Here is a 23,663-nt window from a genome sequence, read left to right as displayed (position 1 = left end):
GCGGTGAAAGCTCCCTTCACCGCGTCGCATGCGGTGAAGGGCCCCTTCAGCCCGCTCCCGGCTGACGTTGTCCTCATCGGAGCTCCACCTCCGCACCGCGGTACAGCGGTCCCACCAGCAGGCTCCCCCAGTTCGGCACCTGGTCCGGCGTCGTCCCCATCGCCGGCGACACGAGCAGGTCGATCAGCCGTTGTTCGTCCGGCGTGTTCACCACCGAGCCGCCCACGTTCCCGCCCGCCGGAATGGTCCCGTTCGAGGGCAGCCTTCCGTCCGGGTCACGCGGAGGAGCGGGCTTCGAGGACCCGTCGTCGATCGCGCCGTCCGGCGGATACTGCGGCCAGCGGCCCGGCGGCGGAACCTCCGGATAACACCGCGGGCCACGTTTGTCGTTGTACTTGGGCTCGTCGACGCCGGGCAGGTACTTGCCGCGGCTCGGCGTGAACTCGATGGTCACCCGGCTGACCTCGGGATGCGCGGTGCCCTTGCCGAAAGCGAGTTCCGCGCGGGGCACCGACCCGGCGAGCTGCTTGAGCAGGCACGGGTACTCCGGCGCGTACTTCGCGAGGACGTCCAGCGTGGGCTGGAGGTTGGTGGTGAGGCGGATCAGGTTGTCCTGGTTCACTTTCAGGAAGCTCGTCAGGTCGAGCGACGCGGCGGTCACGGTCGAGTAGACGTCGGCGAGCCCGCGCTGGCTCTCGACCAGTGTCTTGCTCGTGGTGGTCAGATCCGACAACGCGGCCAGCAGATCCGGCGCGGCCTTGTCGTAGATCTCGGCGGCGTCGGCCAGCCCGGAGATGTCGGCCTTGAGGTCGGGCAGCGACGGGTTCACTTTCCCGAGGTAGTCCGAAAGTCCCGCCATCGTCGCGCCGAGCTGTTTGCCCTGACCGTCCAAAGCGGACGCGACGGCGTTCAGCGTGCTGGCCATCTTCTCCGGCTGGACGGCCTGCAGCAACGGCATCACGTTGCCGAGCACGGTTTCCAGCTCGATCGCGCTGCTGCTGCGGTCCTGCGGGATGACGTCGCCCTCGCCGATGTGCCGCTCGGGCCGCTCGGGGATCTGCAAGGCGACATATCGCTCACCGAACAACGTCTTCGGCAGCAGCCTCGCGGACACGTTCGACGGGATGACCTTGGTCTTGTCCGGTTGCAGCGCCAGGTCCATCGTCGCGTGGTCGCCGTGGGCCTGGATCGACCGCACCTCACCGACGACCATCCCGCGCACCTTGACGTCCGCGCCCTCGCGCATCTGGTTGCCGATGCGGTCGGTCTCCAGTTTCACCAGGGTCACCGTGGTGAAGGCCTTCTGGTAGAAGGCGATGGTCGTGACGAAGAACAGCACGACCACCACGAGGAAGACCAGCCCCAGCACCTGGTGCCGGAGCCGCCGCAGCAGAATCCCCCTGTTCACCCGGAAATCCTCACCGTCGTCGTCGCGCCCGAGATCGCGAGGCTCAGGAAGAAGTCGAGAACCGAGATCAGCACGATCGACGTCCGCACCGCGCGGCCGACGGCGATCCCCACCCCGGCGGGCCCACCGCTGGCGGTATAGCCGTAATAGCAATGGGAAAGGATGACGAGCACGCTGAAGATGATCACCTTGACGAACGACCAGAGCACGTCCTCGGGCGGCAGGAACAGCGTGAAGTAATGGTCGTAGGTGCCCGCCGACTGGCCGTAGAGCCAGATGGTGATCTGCCGCGAGGCCAGATAGGACGAGAGCAGGCCGACGGCGTAGAGCGGGATGACCGCGCTGACCCCGGCGATCACCCGCGTCGTCACGAGGTAGGGCAGGCTCGGCACACCCATCACTTCGAGCGCGTCGATCTCCTCGGAGATCTTCATCGCGCCGAGCTGCGCGGTGAACCCGCAGCCGACGGTGGCCGAGAGCGCGAGCCCCGCCGAAAGCGGCGCGACCTCGCGGGTGTTGAAGTAGGCGGAGATGAACCCGGTCAGCGCGGCCGTGCCGAGCTGGTTCAGCGCCGAGTAGCCCTGCATGCCGACGATGAGCCCGGTGAACAGCGTCATCCCGATCATCACGCCGAGCGTGCCGCCGATCACCGCGAGCGCGCCGGTGCCGAAGCTGACTTCGGTCAGCAGCCGGAAGATCTCGCGGCCGTAGCGCCGGATCGTGCGCGGGGTCCAGGCCAGCGCACGGAAGTAGAACGACAGCTGGCCGCCGAAGCCTTCCAGCATCGCGCCGGGACGCGCGATGATCTCGAGCGTCCGGTCCGAAACAGCGGGTTCGCTCGCCATGTCACATCGCCTTCGGCGGCACGATCCGCAGGTAGATCGCGGTCAGCACGACGTTGATCAGGAACAGCAGCAGGAACGTGATGACCACGGCCTGGTTCACCGCGTCGCCGACGCCCTTCGGCCCGCCCGCCGGGTTCAGCCCGCGGAAGGCCGCGACCACCCCGGCGACGAAACCGTAGAGCAGTGCCTTGATCTCGCTGACCCACAGGTCCGGCACCTGCGCGAGCGCGTTGAAGCTGGCGAGGTACGCGCCCGGGGTGCCGCCCTGCATGACGACGTTGAAGAAGTAGCCGCCGAGCACGCCGACGACGCTGACCAAACCGTTCAGCAGCACCGAAACCACGATGGCGGCCAGGACCCGGGGCACGATCAGGCGCTGGATCGGGTTGACCCCGAGGACCTCCATCGCGTCGATCTCTTCACGGATCTTGCGGGCGCCGATGTCGGCGCAGACCGCGCTGCCGCCCGCGCCCGCCACCAGCAGCGCGGTGATCAGCGGGCTCGCCTGCTGCACGATCGCGAGCGCGCTCGCCGCGCCGGTGAACGACTGCGCGCCGATCTGCTGGGTCAGCGATCCGAGTTGCAGGGCGATGACCGCGCCGAACGGGATCGCCACCAGCGCCGTCGGCAGGATGGTGACGCTGGCGAAGAACCAGCACTGCTGGATCCATTCGCGGAATTGGAACGGGCGTTTGAAGATCGCCCGCAGGACCTCCCACGACAGGGTCGCGAGCCTGCCGACCTGTGTGAGCGCACCCATACCCGGGACGGACACCGTCGCTCCCACAGAACCTCCCAGTCGCCTGCCCGAGTTTCTACTCCACCTGTCAACGCCCCATTGCGTCGGCGGTGTTCACCTTGCTCTCGGCACCTCCGCGCTAAATCTTGAGGGCGTGCGTCGCGGTCGCGCCGCCGTCGGCGACGAACTCCGAGCCCGTGCTGTACGAACTGTCGTCACTGGCCAGGAACAGCACGAGTTTCGCGATGTCCTCCGGCCGCCCGACGCGGCCCAAGGCGACCTTCTTGCCCACCCACGACATGTCGATCTTCTGCCCACCGGCCGCCGCGGCGACCATCGGCGTGTCGATCGCGCCGGGATGGACCGAATTGACCCGGATGTTCTTCGCGCCGAGTTCGAGCGCGGCGACCTTGGTCATCCCGCGGATCGCGAACTTGCTCGCGGTGTAGGCGACGAGATACGGCATCCCGGCGAGTCCTTCCACAGAGGACACGTTGACGATGGAGCCGCCTCCGGCCCCGGTCATCGGTTCAACGACCGAGCGCATGCCGAGAAACGCCCCGATCTGATTGACCCGCATGACGCGTTCGTAGTCGGCAAGCGTGGTCCTCCCGAGTTCCGAGAAGTGCAGGATGCCGGCGTTGTTGACCAAGACCGTCGGCGGGCCGAACTCCGAGACGGTGCGTTCGATCGCGGCGTCCCATTCGGCCTCGTCACCGACGTCGAGATGCTGGTAGACGGCGGATTCGCCGAGTTCGGTGGCGAGTTTCTTGCCGTCGAGGTCGTTGATGTCGGCGATCACCACGCGCGCGCCCTCGGCGACGAACAGCCGCGCGGCCGCCTCGCCTTGCCCGCGGGCGCCGCCGGTGATCAGGGCTACCTTGCCGTCGAGCCTGCCCATCGTCATCTCCTCACGGCAGCGACATGATTTCGGATGCGGAGAACATGCGTTCCGGGTCGCGGTCGGCGAAGTAGCCGCCCACGCTTCCGGCGAGCTCGTCGACCGTCCAGGTCCCGTTGACCGTGTCGAACCGCTGCTCCACCGACGGCGGCCGCATGAGCGCGACCATCCCGCCGTAGACGAGGAAGACCTGACCGTTGACGCGGTCGGACTCGGGCGAACAGAGGAAGGAGACGAACGGCGCGACGTGGTCGACCGAAAGCGGGTCGATCCCTTCCGGCGCGTCGGCGCCGAAGACGGCTTCGGTCATCGCGGTGCGGGCGCGCGGGCAGATCGCGTTGGCGCGGACGCCGTAGCGGGAAAGACCGCGCGCGGTGGAGACGGTGAGCGCGGCGATGCCCGCCTTGGCCGCGCCGTAGTTCGGCTGGCCGGGGGCGCCGAGCAGGAACGACTCCGACGCGGTGTTGACCACGCGGCCGTACACCGGCGCGCCGTCCACTTTGGACTTGTCACGCCAGTACGCCCCGGCGTTGCGGGAAAGCAGGAAGTGCCCGCGAAGGTGGACCCGAAGCACCGTGTCCCATTCTTCGTCGGACATCGAGAAGAGCATCCGGTCGCGCAGCACGCCCGCGTTGTTGACCAGGACGTGGAGTCCGCCGAAGTGGTCGACGGCGGCGGAGAGCAGCGCGTCCGCGGTCGAGGACTCCGACACGTCGCCGGTGACCGCGACGGCCTTGCCGCCTTCGGCCTCGATCTCGTCGGCGACCACCTGCGCGGCGGTCGACACGTCGTTGACCACCACCGACGCCCCCGCCGCGGCCAGCGCCAGCGCCTCGGCCCGGCCGAGTCCCGCGCCGGCCCCGGTCACGATAGCCGTCTTGCCGTCCAAACTCACTCCGGGCCTCCTCGCCTCACCGCACACACTAGAATCTGTTCTCGCTACATGCAAGGTCCAAATAAACGGTGCTAACCGCGTATGAGCAGGGCGTTTTTCGGACAGCTCGCCACAGCTTGAGTAACACGTTCTACCTGATTCTGCGGAACTTCGGTCGATTCGAGGATCAGCTCCTCGTCGTCGTCGAGATCGAAGACCTCGGGCGCGAAGCCGACACAGATCGCGTTCGCCTCGCAGAGCGAGCGATCGACGTCGATCTCCATATTCCCTCCTCGCCGCCACACCTGGTACAACTAGAACAGGTTCTACCCTACCGCCGCGAGCGGCCATGGCACCAGTAACGAGCACCGACGGCAGAGGTGACGGATGCGGATCGACTACACGCCGGAGCAACGGGCACTGGCCGGGGAACTCCGGGAGTACTTCGCCGGGCTGATGACCCCCGAACGCCGTGAAGCCCTGGCCGACGACGGCGGCGAGTACGGCGACGGCCTGGTGTACAAGGAAATCGTCCGGGATCTGGGCAGTGCGGGCTGGCTCGCGATCGGCTGGCCCCGCGAGTACGGCGGGCAGGACCGGCCGATGCTCGATCAGCTCATCTTCACCGACGAAGCGGCCGCGGCGGGGGTGCCCGTCCCGTTCCTCACGGTGAACACCGTCGGGCCGACGATCATGCGGTACGGCACCGAAGAACAGAAGGCGTTCTACCTGCCGAAGATCGCCGCCGGCGAGCTGCACTTCGCGATCGGCTACTCCGAGCCGGGCGCGGGCACCGACCTGGCGTCCCTGCGCACTCGCGCGGTCCGCGAGGGCGACGACTACGTCATCAACGGCCAGAAGATGTGGACGAGCCTGATCGAGTACGCCGACTACATCTGGCTGGCCGCCCGCACCGACCCCGGGGCCCGCAAGCACAAGGGCCTGAGCATGCTGATCGTGCCGACGTCGGCGCCCGGTTTCTCCTGGACGAAGGTGCGCACGGTCGCCGGGCCCGGCACGAGCGCGACCTACTACGACGACGTGCGCGTCCCGGTGACTTCGCGGGTCGCCGGGGAGAACGAGGGCTGGCCGCTCATCACGAACCAGCTCAACCACGAACGGGTCGCGCTGACCTCGGCCGCGCCGATCCAGACGTCGTTGCGCGACGTGCGGACCTGGGCGCAGACGACCAAGCTGCCCGACGGCTCCCGCGTCATCGACCAGCCGTGGGTCCGGCTGCACCTGGCGCGGATCCACACGCACGCCGAGTATCTGAAGCTGCGGAACTGGCGGATCGCCTGGGCGGCCGCGAGCAGCGACCTCGGCCCGGCGGAGGCCTCGGCGACCAAGGTGTTCGGCACGGAGTTCGCGACCGAGGCGTACCGGCTGATGATGGAGATCCTGGGAGCGGGCGCCGTGGTCCGCGAGGGCTCCCCCGGCGCCCTGCTGCGCGGCCGGATCGAACGGCTGCACCGTTCGTCGCTGATCCTCACCTTCGGCGGCGGCACCAACGAGATCCAGCGGGACATGATCGCCGCGACCGCCCTCGGCCTGCCCGTCACGCGCTAGGAGACACGATGGACTTCACGCTCACCGAAGCGCAGCAGGATCTCGCGTCGCTCACGCGCCGGATCCTGACGGACAAGGTCACGCCCGACGTGCTGGGGCCACACGGTTCCGGCGGGTTCGACGCTCCACTGTGGACTTCCCTGGCCCAGGCCGGAGTGATCGACGCCGCCCTGCCGCAGTCGGTCGGCGGCGGCGGGTTCGGGCCGCTGGAGCAGTGTTCGGTACTGGCCGAGATCGGCCGCGCGGTCGCACCGGTCCCCTATCTCACGTCGGTCGTGATGGGCGCCGCGGCCGTCGCCGAATTCGGTGACGGGCGGCTTGCCGAGCGCTGGGTCGTCCCGGTGCTGCGCGGCGACCACGTCCTCGCGGTGGCGCTGCCGGACTACGGCGTGCCGTGCGGGTTCACCGCCGAGGCCGACGGCGACGGCTGGCGGCTGACCGGCGCGCAGACCGCGGTGGCCTCGGGCGCGTTCGCGCACGGGTTCCTCGTCGAAGCCGCCATCGACGGTGGCCGTCAGGTGTTCCTGCTGGACCGGGACGCGGTGACCGTCTCGGCGCAGCGGACCGTCGACCACGCCGACGCGGCGCTCGTGGAACTGTCCGGTGCCAAGGCCGAGGTCTCCTTGGGCGACATCGGCGAATGGCTGCGTCTGCGCGGCACGATCGGTGCCTGCGCGCAACAGCTCGGCGTCGTCGAGCGGGCACTGGAGCTGACCGCGGAGTACGCGCGGGAACGCAAGCAGTTCGACCACCTCATCGGGAGCTTCCAGGCGGTGCGGCAGCGGCTCGCCGACGCCTACGTCGACGTCGAAGCCGTCCGGCTGACGTTGTGGCAGGCCGTCTGGCGGCTGAGCGAGGGCCTGCCGTCGGCCGAAGAGGTCGCGACGGCGAAGTTCTGGGCGGCGGAGGCGGGTCACCGCGTGGCGCACACCGCCGTGCACATCCACGGCGGGGTCGGCATCGACGTCGATCACACGCTGCACCGCTACTTCGTCGCGGCGAAACGGCTCGAGTTCACCTGGGGTGGCGCGACCGCGCAGCTGCGAGGTCTCGGCGACCTCCTGGCCGCGGACCCGGCATGACCCCCACGGTCACGGAGCTCCTGCTCGCCAGAGCGGAGGACCGCTCGACCGGGCTGCTGTTCGAGGACCGGCGCTGGACCTGGGCCGAACACGTCCGGGCCTGCGCCGGACACGCGGCCGCGCTGAACGGGATCCTGCGGCCCGGCGGGCATTTCGGGCTGCTGGCCGACAACATCCCCGAGTTCTCGTTCCTGCTCGGTGGTGCCGCGCTCTCGGGGCACGTGCTGGTCGGCCTGAACCCGACGCGCCGGGGCGCGGCCCTGGCCCGCGACGTCGCGCTGGCCGACTGCGAGCTCGTGTTCGCCGAGGAGAAGTACCTTCCCCTGCTGTCCGAGGCAGGCGTCCCGGTGCGGCCGCTGAGCGAGCTCGAACCCTCGCCCGAGACGGTCGTTCCCGTGGCCGCGAAGCCCGAAGACCTGCTCATGCTGATCTTCACCTCCGGCACCAGCGGCGATCCGAAGGCCGTCCGGTGCACCCACGGCAAGGTCGCCTACCCCGGCGAGATGCTGGCCTCCCGCTTCGGTCTGTCCACAGAGGACACCGCGTACGTGGCGATGCCGATGTTCCATTCCAACGCCATCATGGCGGGCTGGTCGGTCGCGCTCTCCTCGGGCGCGGGGATCGCGCTGCGGCGCCGGTTCTCCGCCTCCGGTTTCCTTCCCGACGTCCGGAAGTTCGGGGCGACCTACGCCAACTACGTCGGCAAGCCGCTGTCCTACGTGCTCACCACTCCCGAGCGGGACGACGACGCCGACAACCCACTGAAACTGGTCTACGGCAACGAAGGCGCGGAGGCCGACCTCGCCGTTTTCGCCAAGCGCTTCGGCTGTCACGTGGTCGACGCGTTCGGCTCGACCGAGGGCGGCGTGAACTTCGGCCGGGACGCCACCACCCCGCCCGGCTCACTCGGCCGGCTGCTCGACGGCGTCGCCGTACTCGATCCGGAGACCGGGGAACCCTGTCCCCCGGCGGAATTCGACGCGGCCGGGAAGCTGCTCAACGCCGCCGAGGCGGTCGGCGAACTGGTCAACACCGGCGGGCCGGGCTTCTTCGCCGGGTACTACGGCGACCCGGCCGCCGAAGCCGACCGGATGCGCGACGGGATGTACCACACCGGCGACCTGGCCTACCTCGACGCGGACGGCTACTGCTACTTCGCGGGACGGCTCGGCGACTGGCTTCGCGTCGACGGCGAAAACCTCGGCACCGCCCCGATCGAACGCGCGCTCCTGCGGCATCCCGCCGTCCGCGAAGCCGCCGTGTACGCGGTGCCGGATCCGCGCGTGGGAGACCAGGTGATGGCCGCGCTGGTCTGCCGGTCTCCGGTCGACGCCGGTGAGCTCGCCGCTTTCGTCGCGGCGCAAGGCGACCTCGGTCCGAAACAGCGCCCTCGGTTCGTGCGGGTGATCGAAGAGCTACCGCGCACGGCGACGCACAAGGTGCTCAAACGGGAACTGGCCGCGGACGGCGCCGGAGACGCCTGGGAGCTCCGCTACCCCCAGGACTGATCCCAGGGTCGGCACCGGTGATCTTCCCGATGCCCGGACAGCTGATCGCTCCCTAAGTTCGTTGCCATGAAAAGAATTCCACAGAGGATGGGTGTACTGGCCACGGCTCTCGCCCTCCCCGCCGTCCTTCTCGCACCGACCGCTTCGGCGGCCCCTGTCCGTTTGAGCCTGCCGGCGCCGACCGGCCCGTACGCGGTCGGCAGTACCGACCTGCACCTGATCGACCACTCCCGCCGGGACCCGTGGGTTCCCGGCACCGTCAGGGAACTGATGGTCACCGTGCGGTATCCGGCTCTGCCGAGCGGGAAACCGAAGGCGCCGTACATGGCGCCGGGAGTCGCGAAGGTCGTGGCCGAGGGCGACGCCGTCAAACTGGGCGTCGAGGCGGACACCCTCGACTACCGCTTTCCCACGAATTCCCGGCTCGGCGCGCCCGCCATCGTCGGGAAACGGTCTGTCGTGCTGTATTCACCCGGCGGCACCTTGTCCCGTTCGCACGGCACCGTCCTGCGGGAACAGCTCGCGAGTGAGGGGTACGTCGTCGTGGCGATCGACCACACCCACGAGGCGGAAGCGGTCGAGTTCCCCGGTGGACGTGTCGAGAAGAAAGCCCTGCCGCCGTCGAGCGTCGAGGTGTCGAAGCGCGTGATGGAGACCCGTGTCCAGGACACGCGATTCGTCCTCGACAGGCTTCGGCTTTCCCGGGTCGGCATGTTCGGCCACTCCGCGGGCGGGTTCACCGCGGGCGAGACGATGGTGGAGGACCCGCGCGTCGTCGCCGGGGCGGATCTCGACGGCAGCATGGCGCACTCGCAGTCGCGGCGGATCTTCGGCCGCGTCGCCGACGAAGGTCTCGACCGGCCGTTCCTGCTGATGAGCGCGGGTGACCACAGCGCGGCGTCGGACGCGTCCTGGCAGGAGTTCCAGCGCAACCAGCGCGGCTGGACCCGCGAGACGCGCCTGCCGGACGGCGAGCACTTCAGCTTCACCGATTACCAGACCCTGTTGCCCCAGCTGGGCAACGCCCCGGCCGCGTTCGTCGGCACCATCGACCCGGCGCGGAGCGTCGCGATTCAGCGAGCCGAACTGAGCGCGTTCTTCGACAGGTACCTGCGTCACCGAAGCAGCGACGCCACCAGCGTGCCCCTGGGCAACGCCTCGTAGTCGTCGTGACTCCACCCGGCCTCGGTGACGGGGCCGGGTGGAGGTCACGCAACCGGACGACTCCTTGAAACGTCTTTCCCAGCAAGGGGTAGTCGCCACGAGGGAGGACAGCGATGACCACCGAGGAGATCATCACTTCGCTGGAACGCGCCTGGAACGCCGGTGACGGTGAGGCGTGGGCCGCGAACTTCGCCGAGGACGTGGATTTCGTCGACGTCGTCGGCCGCATCCAGCGCGGCCGCGCGACGATCGCCCGCGAAAGCCAGAAGATCTTCGACACCATCTACCGGGGCAGCAGGCTGGAACTCCGCCAGGTGTCGAGCCGCCCGCTCGGCGGCGGATTCGACCTCGTGCACTCCGAGACGGTGATGTCCATCCCGGCGGGTCCCCTCGCCGGGGAGCAGCGCGCGGTGCAGACGATGCTCGTCCACGACGGGCGGGTCGCCGCCTTCCACAACACGATCAAGGGTGATATCGCGTCGTTCACCGGCCACGACCCGGATCTCGCCGCTCGCTCGCCCCAGGAGTGGGATTCCTGACCGGCGCCGTTCCCGGCAGACTCACGGTGCGACGCGCCTGAGGAAGCACTGGCGGACACCGGCGAGTTCGGGGTGTGGTCGGTGCTGTTCGCCTTCCCGTCACGGCGGCGTTCGGGATCCTCGCGCCACTGGCCGTGAGCGTGTTCGCCGTGGTGCTGCCCGGACTCAAGCAGGGGCGTTGATCGGCCTCAGCCGTCGCGGTCCGGTGTCGGGGCGGGTCGGCGGCGGGCCCAGCACGATCCGGGCGTTGGCGACGAAGGCGCCGTCCGGCGAGGCCAGGATCGGGTCGAGCGTCATCGAGCGGACCTCGGGGTTGTCCTCGGCGAGCGCCGCGACGCGCAGCACCATGTCCTGGAGCGCGGCCAGATCCGCCGGTTCGTCACCGCGGTACCCGGTGAGCAACGGCGAGGTCCGCGGTTCGCGCAGCAGGGTGGCGGCGTCGACGTCGGTGAGCGGGACGGCGCGGTAGGCCCGGTCCCCCAGCAGCGTGCTGACCAGCCCGGAGAGCCCGAACGACACGAGCGAACCGAACGACGGGTCGTCCTGCAGCCCGATCACGCACGACAGGCCCTTGGGCGCCATCCGCTGGACGTAGACCTCGTCGTCGCCGGAGATCTCCCGCAGATCGAGGTACGCCCGGCGCACACCGTCCGAAGAGGACAGATCGAGCCGCACCCCGGCGAGGTCCGGCCTGCCGCGCAGCCGCTCGTCGACTGCCTTGAGGGTGACCGGGAACCCGAGGTCCTCGGCCGCTTTCACCGCCTCTTCCGCGGAGGTCACGACCTGGAACGGGACGACGTCGATGCCGTAGCAGCCCAGGAGCCGGACCACGTCGTCGTCCGACAGCAGCGTCGTCTTGCCGTCCTCGCCCGCCAGGAGTTCACCGACGATGACCTGTGCCTGTTCGGCGTGCAGACCGGCGGGCCGCACCAGGTTGCCCTGCGGCCGCTGCCGCCAGGCGGCGTAGCGCACGACTCGCGCCAGCGCGTTCACCGCGCGTTCGGGGCTGGGGTACGACGGGACCGAACCCCGCGTCGGCACGCCGTCCTCGGACGGGACGGCCAATTCATCCGGGACACCCTCGACGGCGAGGAAGGTCGACACGATCGGCTTGTTCTTGTCCATCTCGACGACGGCTTCCCGCAGCGCGCGGGCGTACGCGGTACCCGGGATCGCGAGCGGGGGCACGAAGACCACCACGAGCGCGTCGGTCTCCGGGGAGTTGAGGGCTTCGCGCACGGCGGCGGCGAATTCCTCCGGGCTCGCCTGCGGCCCGACGTCGACCGGGTCCGAGGTCAGCCGGAGACCGTGCGCCCGCGCGGTATCGGCGGCGAGCAACCCGATGGCGCTGGAGTTGCCCACGATGGCGATCCGCGGCCCGGCGGGCAGCGGCTGGTGGGCGAAGACCAAGGCGGTGTCGAAGAGTTGCGCGAGCGTGTCGACGCGGACGACGCCCGCCTGCTCGAACAGGGCCTGGACACTGGACTCGTCGACCTCCGCCGAGGTCGCGGCGAGCTGCGGGCGGACCGCGTGCCTGCCGGATTTCACCGCCACCACCGGTTTCGTCCGCGCCAGCCGCCGGGCGAGCCGCGCGAACTTGCGCGGGTTGCCGAACGATTCCAGGTACAGCAGGACGAGGTCGGTCGCCGGATCGGTCTCCCAGTACTGGAGCAGGTCGTTGCCGGAGACGTCGGCCCGGTTGCCCGCCGAGACGAACGTCGAAAGCCCGAGGCCGCGTGCCTCGGCGTCGGCGAGGATCGCGGTGCCCAGCGCGCCGGACTGGCAGAAGAACCCGGTGTGGCCGCGAGCGGGCAGACGGGGCGCGAGGGTGGCGTTGAGCCGGACCGAGGCGTCGGTGTTGAGCACGCCCAGCGCGTTCGGGCCGACGACGCGCATCCCGTGCGCCCTGGCCTCCCCGACCAGCCTCAGCTCGGCGTGCAGCCCGTGCGGTCCGGCTTCGGCGAACCCGCCGGAGACGATCAGGAGAGTCTTGACGCCCTTGGCCAGCGCACCGTCCAAAACGGACTCGACGGCCTCGGCCGGAACGGCCACCACCGCGAGGTCGACGGCGTCGGGAATGTCCACGACGGACGGATACGCGCGGACGCCGCGCACGGACTTGTGCTCGGGGTTGACCGGGTAGACGGTGCCCGCGAAGTCGGCGCTCAGCAGGTTCGTGAGCGCGACGTAGCCGATCTTCGTCGGATCGGTGGACGCGCCGATCACCGCGACGGACTTCGGATGCAGCAGGTTGTGCACGCTGCGCGCCTCGGCGGCCTGCTCCCGGGACCGGGCGACCGCGAGGGACTCCTCGGTCGGGTCGATGTCGAATTCCAGATGCAGCACGCCCTCTTCGATCTCGCGGCTGACCTGGTAGCCCGCGTCGCGGAACACGCGGACCATCGCCGCGTTCTCGGCGAGCACTTCGGCGACGAAACGCCGCAACCCGGATTCCGAAGCGGCGGCGGCCAGATGTTCCAGCAGGATCGACCCGAGCCCGCGGCCCTGGTGGGCGTCGTCGACGACGAACGCGACCTCGGCCGACGGCCCTTGGTCGAGCCGCTCGTAGCGGCCGACCGCGACGATGTCGTCGCCCAGCAGCGCGACGAAGGCGACCCTGTCGTGGTGGTCGACGACGGAGAACCGTTCGAGGTCCCGCTGCGGGATCCGCGGATAGGCGCCGAAGTACCGGAAGTACCGGGTGCGTTCGGACAACCGGCCGTGGAAGGCGACGAGGCCTTCGGCGTCGCTGGGGATCACCGGGCGCAGGTGCACCGTGCCGCCGTCGGAGAGCAGGACGTCGGCCTCCCACTCGCGCGGGAAGTCGTACGGGTCGCGCTTGGCATCCGCGGTGTTTCCAGTGGCCATGTCAGTCCCTCGGATCGTCCGGATCGAGGCCGTGCAGCGGGAAGATCGCGCGGCGGGTGTCGCGGATGGCGATGTCGACCGGTTCGTCCGCCCCGTCCCCCCACGGGACGAAGGTGGTGTCACGGCCATCGGACATGCCGGGCGGGATCTCGGCTTTCGGCGCCGCCCGGGAGATCGACGCGACCCAGTCCGGCGGCAACGCCGTCGCCGGGTCGACGTCGCGATCGAGCACGGTGGCGAGCAGATGGGTCCAGGACCGCGGCACCACCCGGATCAGCTGGTAACCCCCGCCGCCCACGGCGATCCAGCGGCCACCGGCGTGCGCTTCGGACAGTTCCCGCAACCGCCGGTAGATGGCGCGATGACCGTCCACCGAGAGCGAGAGATCCGCCAGCGGGTCTTCCTCGTGCGAGTCGACGCCGCACTGGGTGACGAGGATCTGCGGCTGGAACTGCTCCAGCAGCGACGGCACCACCGCCTCGAACGCCCTCAGCCAGCCGCCGTCGCGGGTACCGGGCGGAAGCGGGAGATTGACGGCGGTGCCCTCGGCCCCGCCCTTGCCGATCTCCGCCGAATAGCCCGTGCCCGGCCACAGCGTGAACGGGTGCTGGTGCAGCGAAACGGTCAGCACCCGGGGGTCGTCGTAGAACGCCGTCTGCACGCCGTCGCCGTGGTGGACGTCGGTGTCGACGTAGGCCACGCGGTCGAAGCCGTGGTCCAGCAGCCACGAGATCGCCACCGAGCAGTCGTTGTAGACGCAGAAGCCCGACGCCTTGCCCGGCATCGCGTGGTGCAGCCCGCCGGCGATGTTCACCGCCCTGGTCGCCTCGCCGTCGGCGATCTTGCGCGCGGCCAGCAGCGTCGAGCCGACGACCAGCGCGGAAGCCTCGTGCATGCCGGTGAACACCGGGTTGTCCTCGGTGCCGAGCCCGTGCGCGAAATCGGCACCGGTCATCGGCGCCCGCCGCACGGCCTCGATGTACTCGTCCAGGTGGACACGGCGCAGCTCGTCTTCGCCCGCGGCGTCGGGGACGAGCAGCTCGACCCCGTCGAGCACGCCGAGTCCGGTGGCGAGCCGGATGGTCAGTTCGAGCCGCACCGGGTTGAACGGATGCTCGCCGCCGAGGTCGTAACCCAGCAGCGAGGAGTCCCATACGACGGCCGGTGCTCGCATGGTGCGAACTCTAGTGCCCGATCGCGGCCAGTGCCCCCGTTCCGGACGCCGCGGGTCAGCCGGGGAGGTCCCCCGTGGCCACCGGGCGCTCCGGATCGCGGGACCAGTGCGACCACGAACCCGCGTACAGCGCCGCGGGCTCCGGGTGACCGGAGACCTCGAGCGCGAGCACGACGGACGACGCGGTGACGCCCGATCCACAGTAGACACCGACCGGCGTCTCCGGCGTCACGCCGAATCCTTCGAACCGCTCGGCCAGTTCCGAGGCGTCGCGCCAGCGGCCGTCCTCCGCGAGATGCCCGGAGAAGGGGGCGTTGACCGCGCCGGGGATGTGCCCGGCGCGGGGGTCGATCGGCTCGGTCTCCCCCGCGTACCTCGGCTTCGCCCTGGCGTCGAAGAGCAGCCCGTCCCTGGCGAGCGTGGCGGCCCCTGCCGCGTCCAGCACCGGCATGCCACCGGGTTCGACGACGAGGTCCCCTTCCTCCGGCGAGGGGACCTCGGTGGTGAGCGGGCGCTCTTCCTCGGCCCAGGCGGCGAACCCGCCGTCCAGTACGGCGACCTCGGCGTGCCCGGCCCAGCGCAGCAGCCACCAGGCGCGGGCCGCGACCGATCCGTCGGAGTCGTCGTAGACCACGACCGGGTGCCCGGCGCGGACCCCCGCCGCCCTCAGATGCCGCTGCAGGGTCTCCGCTTCGGGCAGCGGATGACGTCCGCCGTCACCCGGCTCCCCGGCGAGCGCCTTGTCGAGGTCGACGTACACCGCTCCCGGGAGATGCGCCTCACGATAGGAATCGGCGCCGGGCGGGCCCGCGAGCCGCCAGCGGACGTCGAGGACTACGGAGCGTGCCGAATCCGGGCCGGAGAGCTGCGCGGCGAGTTCGCTGGTGGTGATCATGGGGCGCATGCGGCCATCTTCCCGTGCCTGACGGCTCCGTGCCCAGCTTGGGGGACTTTTCCCGGCACGGCGCTTGTTGTCCCCACGCCTGCGTCGCTGTCAGTGCCAGCGACTACGATGAGCAACGCGGACGAAGGGGACAGCGTGAACGATCTCATCGACACCACCGAGATGTACTTGCGTACGATCTACGAGCTCGAAGAAGAAGGTGTCGTCCCGCTGCGGGCCCGGATCGCGGAGCGGCTGCAGCAGAGCGGCCCGACCGTGAGCCAGACCGTCGCGCGGATGGAACGGGACGGGCTGGTCGTCGTCGCGGACGACAGGCACCTCCAGCTGACCGAGCACGGGCGCGAGCTCGCCATCGCGGTCATGCGCAAGCACCGGCTGGCCGAGCGCCTCCTGGTCGATGTCATCGGCCTGGAATGGGAGCACGTCCACAACGAGGCCTGCCGCTGGGAACACGTGATGAGCGAGGCCGTCGAGCGCAAGCTGGTCAAGCTGCTCGACCACCCCACCACCTCGCCCTACGGCAACCCGATCCCGGGACTGGACAAGCTCGGCGACGGCGATCCCGCCCCGCCGGCCGAAGCCGACCTCGTGCGGCTCGACGAATTCGCCCGGATGGGTGGCGGCGAAGTCGAGATCCGCCGCATCGCCGAGCACGTTCAGCTGGACGAGACGCTGATGACCGAGCTCAAGTCGGTCGGCATCGTGCCCGGCAGCCGGGTCAAGGTCGGCAAGGCGGCCCCCGGCGGGACCATCGAGGTCACCGGTGGCAGCAACACCGCCCTGGTGGCCACTTCGGCCCTGCACGCCGTGCTGGCGCAGGCCAGGTGAGCGCCGCGTCCGACGCCGCGGCGACCTTCCGGACCCTCCACGGCCGGGCTCCGGCCGGGGTCTGGTCGGCGCCTGGCCGGGTGAACCTGATCGGCGAGCACACCGACTACAACGACGGGTTCGTGCTGCCGTTCGCCCTCCCGCACCGGCTCGCCGCCGCGGCGACCCCGCGCGAGGACGGCGTGCTCACCGTGGCCACGCTCGGCTCGGACGGCCGGGTCCAGGAATCGGGCCCGCTCATCATCGGCGATCTGAAGCCCGGCTCGGTCGAGGGGTGGGCCGCGTACCCGGCGGGCGTCGCCTGGGTGCTGCGAGACCAGGGCCTCGGCGCCGGCGCGGACGTGGCGATCGCGGGGGACGTGCCCTCGGGGGCGGGACTGTCCTCCTCCCACGCTCTCGAATGCGCTGTCGCTCTCGCCCTCCTCGGGCTGGCGGGCATCACCCCGGGGACCGGCGCGGGGGCGCCGAGCCTGCACGAGGTGGCCCGCTGGGTGCAGCGTTCGGAGAACGACTTCGTCGGGGCGCCGACCGGCCTGCTCGATCAGACCGCGTCCCTGTGCTGCACGGAATCGAACGTGCTGTTCCTCGACGTCCGTTCCGGCGAGCTGGAACAGGTGCCGTTCCCGCTGGAGGAGTCCGGCGTCCGGATCCTGATCATGGACACCCGCACGAAGCACTCGCACGCCGAGGGCGGCTACGGCGAACGCCGGCGGGGCTGTGAACGCGCCGCGGAACTGCTCGAAGTGAAAGCGCTGAGGGACATCGGCGTCGACGGGCTCGACAACGCGCTCGCGAAGCTGCCGGACGAGCTGGTGCCGCTGGTGCGCCACGTGGTGACGGAGAACCAGCGGGTCCTCGACACCGTGGACCTGCTGCGCGCCGGCCGGATCACCGAGATCGGCCCCCAGCTGGACGCCTCGCACGTCAGCATGCGCGACGACTACCGGATCTCCACCCGCGAACTCGACCTCGCCGTCGATTCGGCCCGCGAGGCCGGGGCGCTCGGCGCGCGGATGACCGGCGGCGGTTTCGGCGGCTCGGCGATCGCCCTCGTCCGGGAGTCCGATGTGGATGTCGTCGGACGCGCGGTGAAGGCGGCGTACGAGGCGGCGGATCTGCGCCACCCCAGGCTTTTCACCGCGGTGCCCTCGCGCGGCGCGGGCCGCGACGAGCTGTAGGGCTCGCGGTCGCGAGACCCCCGGGCGTGCCGGGTGCCCGGGGGCGAGGACACTGGGCCGCGACCGGATCCGCAGTAGAAAGGCGCCAACGTGACCGACGAACCGACCAAGACCCTGAAGCTGATGGTGACGGGCGGAGCCGGTTATGTGGGCAGTGTCTGCGCGGCCCGTCTCATCGAGGCCGGGCACGACGTCACCGTGGTCGACGACCTCTCCACCGGGCACGCCGACGCGGTGCACCCGGACGCCACCTTCATCGAGGGTGACGCCGCCGAGGTCGCTCGGCGCCTCCTCGGCGACGGCTTCGATGGCGTCCTGCACTTCGCCGCCAAGTCGCTGGTCGGCGAGTCGATGACGGATCCGGCGAAGTACTGGGAGGGCAACGTCCTGACCACGCTTCGCCTGCTCGAAGCGATGCGCGACCACGGCACGAAGCGGCTGGTGTTCTCCTCCACCGCGGCCACCTACGGCGAGCCTGAGTCCTCCCCCATCCCGGAGACGGCGCCGACGCGGCCGACGAACACCTACGGCGCGACGAAGCTGGCCATCGACCACGCGATCACCTCGTTCTCTCGTGCCCACGGCATCGCCGCCGTCAGCCTGCGCTACTTCAACGTCGCCGGCGCCTACGGCTCCTTCGGCGAGCGGCACACCACCGAAACCCACCTGATCCCCCTCGTGCTCCAGGTCGCCACCGGGGACCGCGAGCGGATCCAGGTCTTCGGTGACGACTACCCGACGGCGGACGGCACCGCCATCCGCGACTACATCCACGTGGTCGACCTCGCCGACGCGCACCTGCTGGCCCTGCAGCACGCCGTCGACGGCGAGCACCGCATCTACAACCTCGGCAGCGGCACCGGCTTCTCCGTGCTCGAGGTGATCGAGGCGTGCCGCCGCACCACCGGTCACGAGATCCCCGCCGCGGTCGCGCCGCGCCGCGAAGGTGACCCGTCGGTGCTGGTGGCCTCCAGCGAGCGGGCGGGCGAAGAACTCGGCTGGAAGCCGGAGCGCACCGACCTCGACGGCATCGTGGCCGACGCGTGGGCGTTCACTCAGTCCCGCCAGGCGGTCTGAGCCAGAACGCGGGCGGCTCTTCTTCCTGTCGCCGCAGCACCATTTCGGCCACTTCGGACGGAGGCAGCATCCCGTCCAGGGCGGCTGTCAGCAGTCTGACCATCCGGTGTTCCGGATCGACTTCGCGGGCCCTGGCCAGCGCCATGTTGGCGATGGTCAGGTCACCGCGGACGTAGGCCGCGTGCCCCTTCAGGCACAGTGCCTCGGCGGACTCCGGTTCGGGCAGCTCGCGTGCGAGACGGAGCCAGAGGTCCTCCGCGGCGCGCGCCAAAGGTGAGCCCACAGGGGCCGCGGTGAGCAGGCAGGCGTCCCGGACCTCGACGAGGGAGAGCGCCCACGCCAGCCGGACGGCCTGCTCGTCGGTGATCACCTCGTCGCCCCGCCCGGCACGGGCCAGCGCGGCGCTCACCTCGGCGAGCCCCGCCTCGACGAGATCGTCCTTTCCCCAGGGCGGATCGGCCATCCTGCTCAGGATGTCGCCACGGCGCGCGAGCGTCTCCGGTGGACCGGCCGCGAAAAGGCGCTCCAGATCCGCCCTGCTCTCGTGGGTGACCTGGCCTTCGCTGGTGGTGACCGCGGCGGCCATCGACTTGCGCGGGTCGGGCAGGACGCCGCCGCAGTCCGTATCGCGATAGCACCGCCATCGCGCTCCCTCGGTGATGGACGGTGCCCACAGCGAGTGCAGCAACGGGATCCCGTAATCGGCGAGCGAGGATTCCAGGCGACGGAGGAAACGGCGGCGAGGTGGCCGCCCGGACGGGTTCGGGGAACCGCCGCCGACGACGGCCACCGTGGCACCGGTGTGATCGGTGACGGCGAGCCGGACAGCGAGGTCTCGCGCCTGGTCTCTCTCCAGGCCGGGTGGTGGAAGGTCCACGCGCATCGTGAGGCCTTGGCTCTTGCGGTCCGGCCCCTTCTGCCCGAAGACGACGACGGAGTTCTCGGGGTGGAACCCGAGGATGTACGGGATCGCGGCGAGCAGGTCCGCCGGATCCTTCAGATCGACCTTGGTCCTGCCGGTCGTGGTGGTTGTGGTCATGCCCCCACCCTGCGGCGGGAATGGGGCCGCTGGGTGGGGGCATGACACATCTGTGGACAGCCGGGACCGTTGTGGACAACCGCCACCGGGACCGGCCCCGGGGGCGCCGGATTGTCGGTGGGGTGATCTACAGTGCCCGGCCCCGCGGGGTCAGTCGCAGTGTTCGAACGGGCTCTCGTAGGCGTTCGCCCCGACCGAGCCGCCCCACTTGACGCAGGTCGAGGCGGCCGTCTTCTTCACGGGTCCGGCGTAGTAGGTGAAGCTGCCGGAGTCGGTGGTGCGAGCCGAACCCTGGACTTCGAGGAAGGCCGAAACCGGCGACGCGGTGCCGAGCGAAACCGCCTTCAACGTGGTCACGCAGTTGGACTTGGTCGAAGCGTTGTAGAGCAGGTACGCGGTGCCGGAGCCACCGGCGAGCGCCTGCGAGTCGACGACGGAGAACCCGCTGCCGCACACCTCGGTGGCTTCGTACGGGTTGCCGCCGCACGAGTTCTTGCTGGTGAAGTTGGTGTGGCCGTAGTAAGGCACCGCGACGCCGTTCAGCTTCGCCTTCTGGGCGACACCGTTGAGCCGCTCTTCGAAGTGCAGGTGCGGGCCGGTCACACCGCCGGTGGCGCCTGCCGTGCCGAGCTGCTTGCCGAGGCTGACGGCCTGGCCGACCGACACCGACTGCGTCGAAAGGTGCGCGTACCGGGTGGTCCAGCCGCCGCCGTGGTCGACCTCGACCCAGCGCCCGTAGCTCGTGCTGCCTTCGTTGGCGACCCGGCTGACGGTGCCGCCCGCCGCGGCCACCACCGGCATCCCGGTGATCCCCGACTTCTGGAAGTCGACCGAGTTGGCCGGGCTGTGCCCGCTGAACGTGGCGGCCGTGACCGTGACACCGCATTTGAACGGGACCTGGAAGTTCGGGGCGGCCGACGCCTGCGTCGTACCGGCGAGGGTCAGGCCGAGCGCGGGGACGACAGCCGCCGCGGCGAGCACTGCGAAGCGGCGCAACCTGGACATGGAGACCTCCATCGGGTGGGGAAGCCGGACTCGCCGAGCAAAGCCGGAGGAAATACATTTTCCATACAAGCGCGAGGTCCGGTGGGCATTTTCCCCGAAAACGCCGGATGCCACGCCCCGGGCGGGACGTGGCATCCGGAGGACGGACGGACTCAGCCGAAGGCGGCGCGCAGCGCGGGCTTGCCTCCCGCCACCGGCAGCACCAGCGAAGTCCGGTTCAGCTCGACCGAGACACCCGCGCCCGGCTTCGGCCGGAGCGTGTAGTCGTGGTCGCTGGAGGCCACCAGGAACTCGATCTTGTGCCCGGCCGCGAGCAGGTAGTCCTTCGCGACCAGTTCCACCTCGACCTTGTAGTTCTCACCAGGGGTGATCGGGTCGGTCTTGGCGGGATCGCGCCGGTTCTGCGGGTCGGTCCAGCCGCGGGTGATCACCTTCGCCGACCCGTTCGGGGCCCGGTCGACGAGCACCGCCGTCACGTTCGCGGCCGGCTTGTCGAAGGACAGCGAAAGGTCGGCCTTCACCGTGCCGGAGAGGCGGACGGGCTGGCTCGCCGCGGTGGTCGAGTACAACAGCCGGTTGCCCGACGAGGCCGCGTTGGCGAGCTGTTCGACGGTCTTGCTCGCGTCGTCGGCCAGCTTCTCGACAGTGGCCTTGCCCGGCACGGGGTTGCGAGTGTCGAGCTTGCCCTTCGAGGAGCCACCAGGCCACGGGTAGAGCTTCACGTCCTGGGTGCCGGGAAGCGGCCACTCGGGCTCGTCCACCCACGACTTGTCCTCGCGCTGGATGGTGGCCTTCGGCTCGCGCTCGATGCCGTTGTCGATGCCGTAGAGGTAGTGCGACATCCACTTGTTCAGCGTGGTGAGCCAGACGTCGCGGCGGAGGCTCATCGGGTCGGCGTGCCCGGCCTGGTGCAGCCAGATCTTGTGCTCGACGCCGTGCGCCTTGAGCATTTCGTACCAGCGGGTGCCCTGGTCGGTCTTGACGTTCCAGTCGCCGAGGCCGTGCACCACGAGCACCGACGCGCGCACCTTGCTCACGTCGTTGCGGTAGTTGCGCACGTCCCAGAAGGGGCTGTAGTCACCGGTCACCCGGTCCTGGTCGACGGCGATCTTGTCGATGAGGGGACGGCAGACGGTGCGATCCTGACGGGTGTGGACGTAGTCCGCGAGCACGTCGGCGTCCTCGCCCTGGAAACCGCCGGCCGCGACGACGGCGCCGTCGTTGCGGTAGTAGTCGTACCAGCTGGAGATGGCCGCGATCGGGACGATCGTCTCCAGTCCCTTGACGCCGGTGCTGGCCACCGCGTTGGGCAGCGTCCCGTTGTAGGAGACGCCCATCATGCCGGTCTTGCCGGTGCTCCAGTCGGCGACCGCGGCCTTGCCCGCCGCGTCACGCGCCGTCGCGCGGCCGTTCAACCAGTCCACAATGGACTTGGCGCCGATGGTCTCGTTGACGTCGCCGGTGCTCGGGCAACCGGTGGACTGGCCACTGCCGAGCGACTCCCCGTACACCACGGCGAAACCGCGGGCGACGAAATAGTTCTGGTAGCTCCAGTTGATCGGCGCCGGGTTGGGGCCGACGGTCCTGGTCGCGATCTTCGGGCCCGCGGGGGCGCGCTTGGCGCCGGGCACGTACAGCTCCACGTCGACGTTGTGGTTCGCGACGTCGTTGCCGCCCGCGTAGTACGGGCTGGCCTGGTAGACGACCGGGACCTTCATGCCCTGCTGCGTCGCGCGGGGCCGCACGACCTCCGCGTGCACGAGGTCGTCCTTGCCGTCGTGGTCACTGTCGACCGGCGCGGTGACCCAGACGTTCTCCCGGATGACGTCCGCCGGGTCGAACACCGGTTGTGCCTGACCGTCCTTGAAAACCGGCGCCGGTGGCGCGTCGGCTTGAGCGGGCAGCGCCGTCGCCGGCAGGACCAGGACGGCGGTGAACAAAGCGGCGAGTCTGGCGACTCTCACGGGACCCCCAAAAGGCGGGCGGGCAAGACCCAGCTGAGGTTTCCGGCCCCCCGAACGGGTGTCAAGAGACTAACGTCGGAGGCATGCCGAGCACCGTGGAAGCCCCGATCGTCGCCGTCACCGTCTATCCGCACCATGCCCGGATCACGAGGCGGGCGTCGGCACGCCTCGACGGGGAAACCCGCTTCGCCTTCGCGGGCCTGCCGTGGAACCTGGACACCGATTCGGTCCGGGTCACCGGTTCCGGACCGGCGGTCATCGCCGGGGTCGACGTCACCGTCGAGCGCCACCCCGTGCCCGCGGACGCGTCGCTGCGCACACTGACGGAGCGACGGCGGACCGATCAGGCCGTGGTCGACGAGGTCGCGGACGCGGTCTCCGCGGAGACCGCGAAGGTCGATCTGCTGACCGGGCTGGCCACGCGCAGCGGGAAGAGTTTCGCGAAGGCGCTGGCCGCGGGCACGGCGGAACCGCCCCGGGTCGCCGAAGTAACCGACGCGCTCGGCATCCAACTGGCCGAGGCACTGGGGAAACGCCGAGAACTCGGCATCCGTCTCGCCCGGCTCCGTGACGACCTCAAGGCGCTGGACCGCGAGATCGAAGCGAAACAGGGGACGTCCGAAGTGGACAGCGCGACGGTCACGGTCGAGCTGGAAGGCCAGGAAGACGGCGCGGAAATCGGTCTCGAACTGTCGTATGTGGTCGCCAACGCCAGCTGGGAACCGGGCTACGACGTCCGCGTACGCGGGGAAGACGTCGCGGTGACCTGGTACGGGCGGATCACCCAGCACACCGGGGAGGACTGGCCGGAATGCGAGCTGGCCCTGTCGACGGCACGGCCGGCGAACACCGTGGAGGTGCCGGAACTCGAACCGTGGTTCCTCGACCGCGTGCGGCCGATCCAGCCGCTGGCGGCGCGCGCCGCGTACGGCAGCGCGTCACCGGCGGGCGGCGGGATCCCGGAGTCGGCCCGGATGCCGGCGCCGAGCGGTCGGCC

At 70.2% G+C, this 23,663-nt stretch carries 21 protein-coding genes; 9 read left to right on the top strand and 12 right to left on the bottom strand.

Annotated features, from left to right (window positions below; genetic code table 11):
- Positions 1-73: 73 nt before the first annotated feature.
- The 6 genes from CFP71_RS33775 to CFP71_RS33750 all read right to left on the bottom strand — a co-directional run bounded on the left by CFP71_RS33775 (position 74) and on the right by CFP71_RS33750 (position 5,051).
- Positions 74-1,408, bottom strand: a complete 1,335-nt coding sequence (locus CFP71_RS33775) for an MCE family protein (protein ID WP_093938003.1) — start codon at positions 1,406-1,408, stop codon at positions 74-76.
- Positions 1,405-2,253, bottom strand: coding sequence for an MlaE family ABC transporter permease (locus CFP71_RS33770; protein WP_093938002.1), 849 nt, complete (start codon positions 2,251-2,253; stop codon positions 1,405-1,407). Before CFP71_RS33770 ends, CFP71_RS33775 begins: the two co-directional genes overlap by 4 nt.
- 1 nt (position 2,254) lies before the next feature.
- The gene (locus CFP71_RS33765) at positions 2,255-3,013 is read right to left on the bottom strand and encodes an MlaE family ABC transporter permease (RefSeq protein ID WP_093938001.1); all 759 of its coding nucleotides are present in this window, start codon (positions 3,011-3,013) and stop codon (positions 2,255-2,257) included.
- 118 nt (positions 3,014-3,131) lie between these two features.
- On the bottom strand, positions 3,132-3,893 hold the full coding sequence (locus tag CFP71_RS33760) for a glucose 1-dehydrogenase (RefSeq protein ID WP_093938039.1): 762 nt from the start codon (positions 3,891-3,893) through the stop codon (positions 3,132-3,134).
- 10 nt (positions 3,894-3,903) lie between these two features.
- On the bottom strand, positions 3,904-4,788 hold the full coding sequence (locus tag CFP71_RS33755; RefSeq protein ID WP_093938000.1) for a 3-oxoacyl-ACP reductase: 885 nt from the start codon (positions 4,786-4,788) through the stop codon (positions 3,904-3,906).
- A gap of 71 nt (positions 4,789-4,859) precedes the next feature.
- Positions 4,860-5,051: a ferredoxin gene (locus CFP71_RS33750; RefSeq protein WP_093937999.1), complete on the bottom strand. Its 192-nt coding sequence runs from the start codon at positions 5,049-5,051 to the stop codon at positions 4,860-4,862.
- A 103-nt stretch (positions 5,052-5,154) separates the two neighbouring features.
- Between CFP71_RS33750 and CFP71_RS33745 the strand changes: the two genes are divergently transcribed.
- The 5 genes from CFP71_RS33745 (at position 5,155) to CFP71_RS33725 (ending at position 10,629) form a co-directional block, all read left to right on the top strand.
- Entirely contained in the window at positions 5,155-6,336 is a 1,182-nt protein-coding gene (locus tag CFP71_RS33745) for an acyl-CoA dehydrogenase family protein (RefSeq protein ID WP_093937998.1), read from the top strand.
- An 8-nt stretch (positions 6,337-6,344) separates the two neighbouring features.
- Positions 6,345-7,418, top strand: a complete 1,074-nt coding sequence (locus CFP71_RS33740) for an acyl-CoA dehydrogenase family protein (RefSeq protein ID WP_093937997.1) — start codon at positions 6,345-6,347, stop codon at positions 7,416-7,418.
- On the top strand, positions 7,415-8,926 hold the full coding sequence (locus CFP71_RS33735) for a long-chain-fatty-acid--CoA ligase (protein ID WP_093937996.1): 1,512 nt from the start codon (positions 7,415-7,417) through the stop codon (positions 8,924-8,926). The genes CFP71_RS33740 and CFP71_RS33735 overlap by 4 nt, the downstream gene beginning before the upstream one ends.
- A gap of 66 nt (positions 8,927-8,992) precedes the next feature.
- Positions 8,993-10,090: an alpha/beta hydrolase family protein gene (locus tag CFP71_RS33730; RefSeq protein ID WP_093937995.1), complete on the top strand. Its 1,098-nt coding sequence runs from the start codon at positions 8,993-8,995 to the stop codon at positions 10,088-10,090.
- A gap of 113 nt (positions 10,091-10,203) precedes the next feature.
- Complete coding sequence (locus CFP71_RS33725) at positions 10,204-10,629, top strand: SgcJ/EcaC family oxidoreductase (protein ID WP_093937994.1); 426 nt, start codon at positions 10,204-10,206, stop codon at positions 10,627-10,629.
- Positions 10,630-10,794: 165 nt separating this feature from the next.
- Here the strand turns inward: CFP71_RS33725 and CFP71_RS33720 are convergent, their stop codons facing one another.
- The 3 genes from CFP71_RS33720 to CFP71_RS33710 are packed head-to-tail and all read right to left on the bottom strand — an operon-like array spanning position 10,795 to position 15,575.
- Positions 10,795-13,497, bottom strand: coding sequence for a bifunctional acetate--CoA ligase family protein/GNAT family N-acetyltransferase (locus CFP71_RS33720; RefSeq protein ID WP_093937993.1), 2,703 nt, complete (start codon positions 13,495-13,497; stop codon positions 10,795-10,797).
- Between the two features lies 1 nt (position 13,498).
- On the bottom strand, positions 13,499-14,671 hold the full coding sequence (locus CFP71_RS33715; RefSeq protein ID WP_093937992.1) for an acetoin utilization protein AcuC: 1,173 nt from the start codon (positions 14,669-14,671) through the stop codon (positions 13,499-13,501).
- A 55-nt stretch (positions 14,672-14,726) separates the two neighbouring features.
- Entirely contained in the window at positions 14,727-15,575 is an 849-nt protein-coding gene (locus CFP71_RS33710; protein WP_093937991.1) for a sulfurtransferase, read from the bottom strand.
- A gap of 108 nt (positions 15,576-15,683) precedes the next feature.
- On the opposite strand from CFP71_RS33710, the gene CFP71_RS33705 reads away from it, so the two are divergent.
- From CFP71_RS33705 to galE, 3 genes are all read left to right on the top strand, one after another.
- On the top strand, positions 15,684-16,403 hold the full coding sequence (locus CFP71_RS33705; protein ID WP_093937990.1) for an iron-dependent transcriptional repressor DtxR: 720 nt from the start codon (positions 15,684-15,686) through the stop codon (positions 16,401-16,403).
- Entirely contained in the window at positions 16,400-17,581 is a 1,182-nt protein-coding gene (gene galK / locus CFP71_RS33700; RefSeq protein ID WP_093937989.1) for a galactokinase, read from the top strand. Before CFP71_RS33705 ends, galK begins: the two co-directional genes overlap by 4 nt.
- 123 nt (positions 17,582-17,704) lie before the next feature.
- A complete protein-coding gene (galE, locus tag CFP71_RS33695; protein WP_093938038.1) occupies positions 17,705-18,658 on the top strand; it encodes a UDP-glucose 4-epimerase GalE in 954 nt (317 codons plus the stop codon).
- On the opposite strand, the gene CFP71_RS33690 is transcribed toward galE, so the two are convergent.
- The 3 genes from CFP71_RS33690 to CFP71_RS33680 form a co-directional block, all read right to left on the bottom strand.
- Positions 18,633-19,697 carry a DUF4192 domain-containing protein gene (locus CFP71_RS33690; protein WP_093937988.1) on the bottom strand — a complete coding sequence of 355 codons (1,065 nt, stop codon included), beginning with the start codon at positions 19,695-19,697 and terminating at the stop codon, positions 18,633-18,635. The two genes, galE and CFP71_RS33690, sit on opposite strands and share 26 nt — an antisense overlap.
- A gap of 150 nt (positions 19,698-19,847) precedes the next feature.
- Positions 19,848-20,702 carry a M23 family metallopeptidase gene (locus tag CFP71_RS33685; protein ID WP_093937987.1) on the bottom strand — a complete coding sequence of 285 codons (855 nt, stop codon included), beginning with the start codon at positions 20,700-20,702 and terminating at the stop codon, positions 19,848-19,850.
- 152 nt (positions 20,703-20,854) lie between these two features.
- On the bottom strand, positions 20,855-22,666 hold the full coding sequence (locus CFP71_RS33680; protein ID WP_093937986.1) for a Xaa-Pro dipeptidyl-peptidase: 1,812 nt from the start codon (positions 22,664-22,666) through the stop codon (positions 20,855-20,857).
- A gap of 83 nt (positions 22,667-22,749) precedes the next feature.
- Here CFP71_RS33680 and CFP71_RS33675 point away from each other — a divergent pair.
- The coding region (locus CFP71_RS33675) for a mucoidy inhibitor MuiA family protein (protein WP_143267225.1) at positions 22,750-23,663 on the top strand (914 nt) is incomplete at its 3' end.

The sequence above is a fragment of the Amycolatopsis thailandensis genome (genome assembly GCF_002234405.1).
Classification (GTDB): domain Bacteria; phylum Actinomycetota; class Actinomycetes; order Mycobacteriales; family Pseudonocardiaceae; genus Amycolatopsis; species Amycolatopsis thailandensis.
The sequence above is the reverse complement of the archived record's forward strand: the minus strand, read 5'-3'. Positions and strand labels throughout refer to the sequence as shown.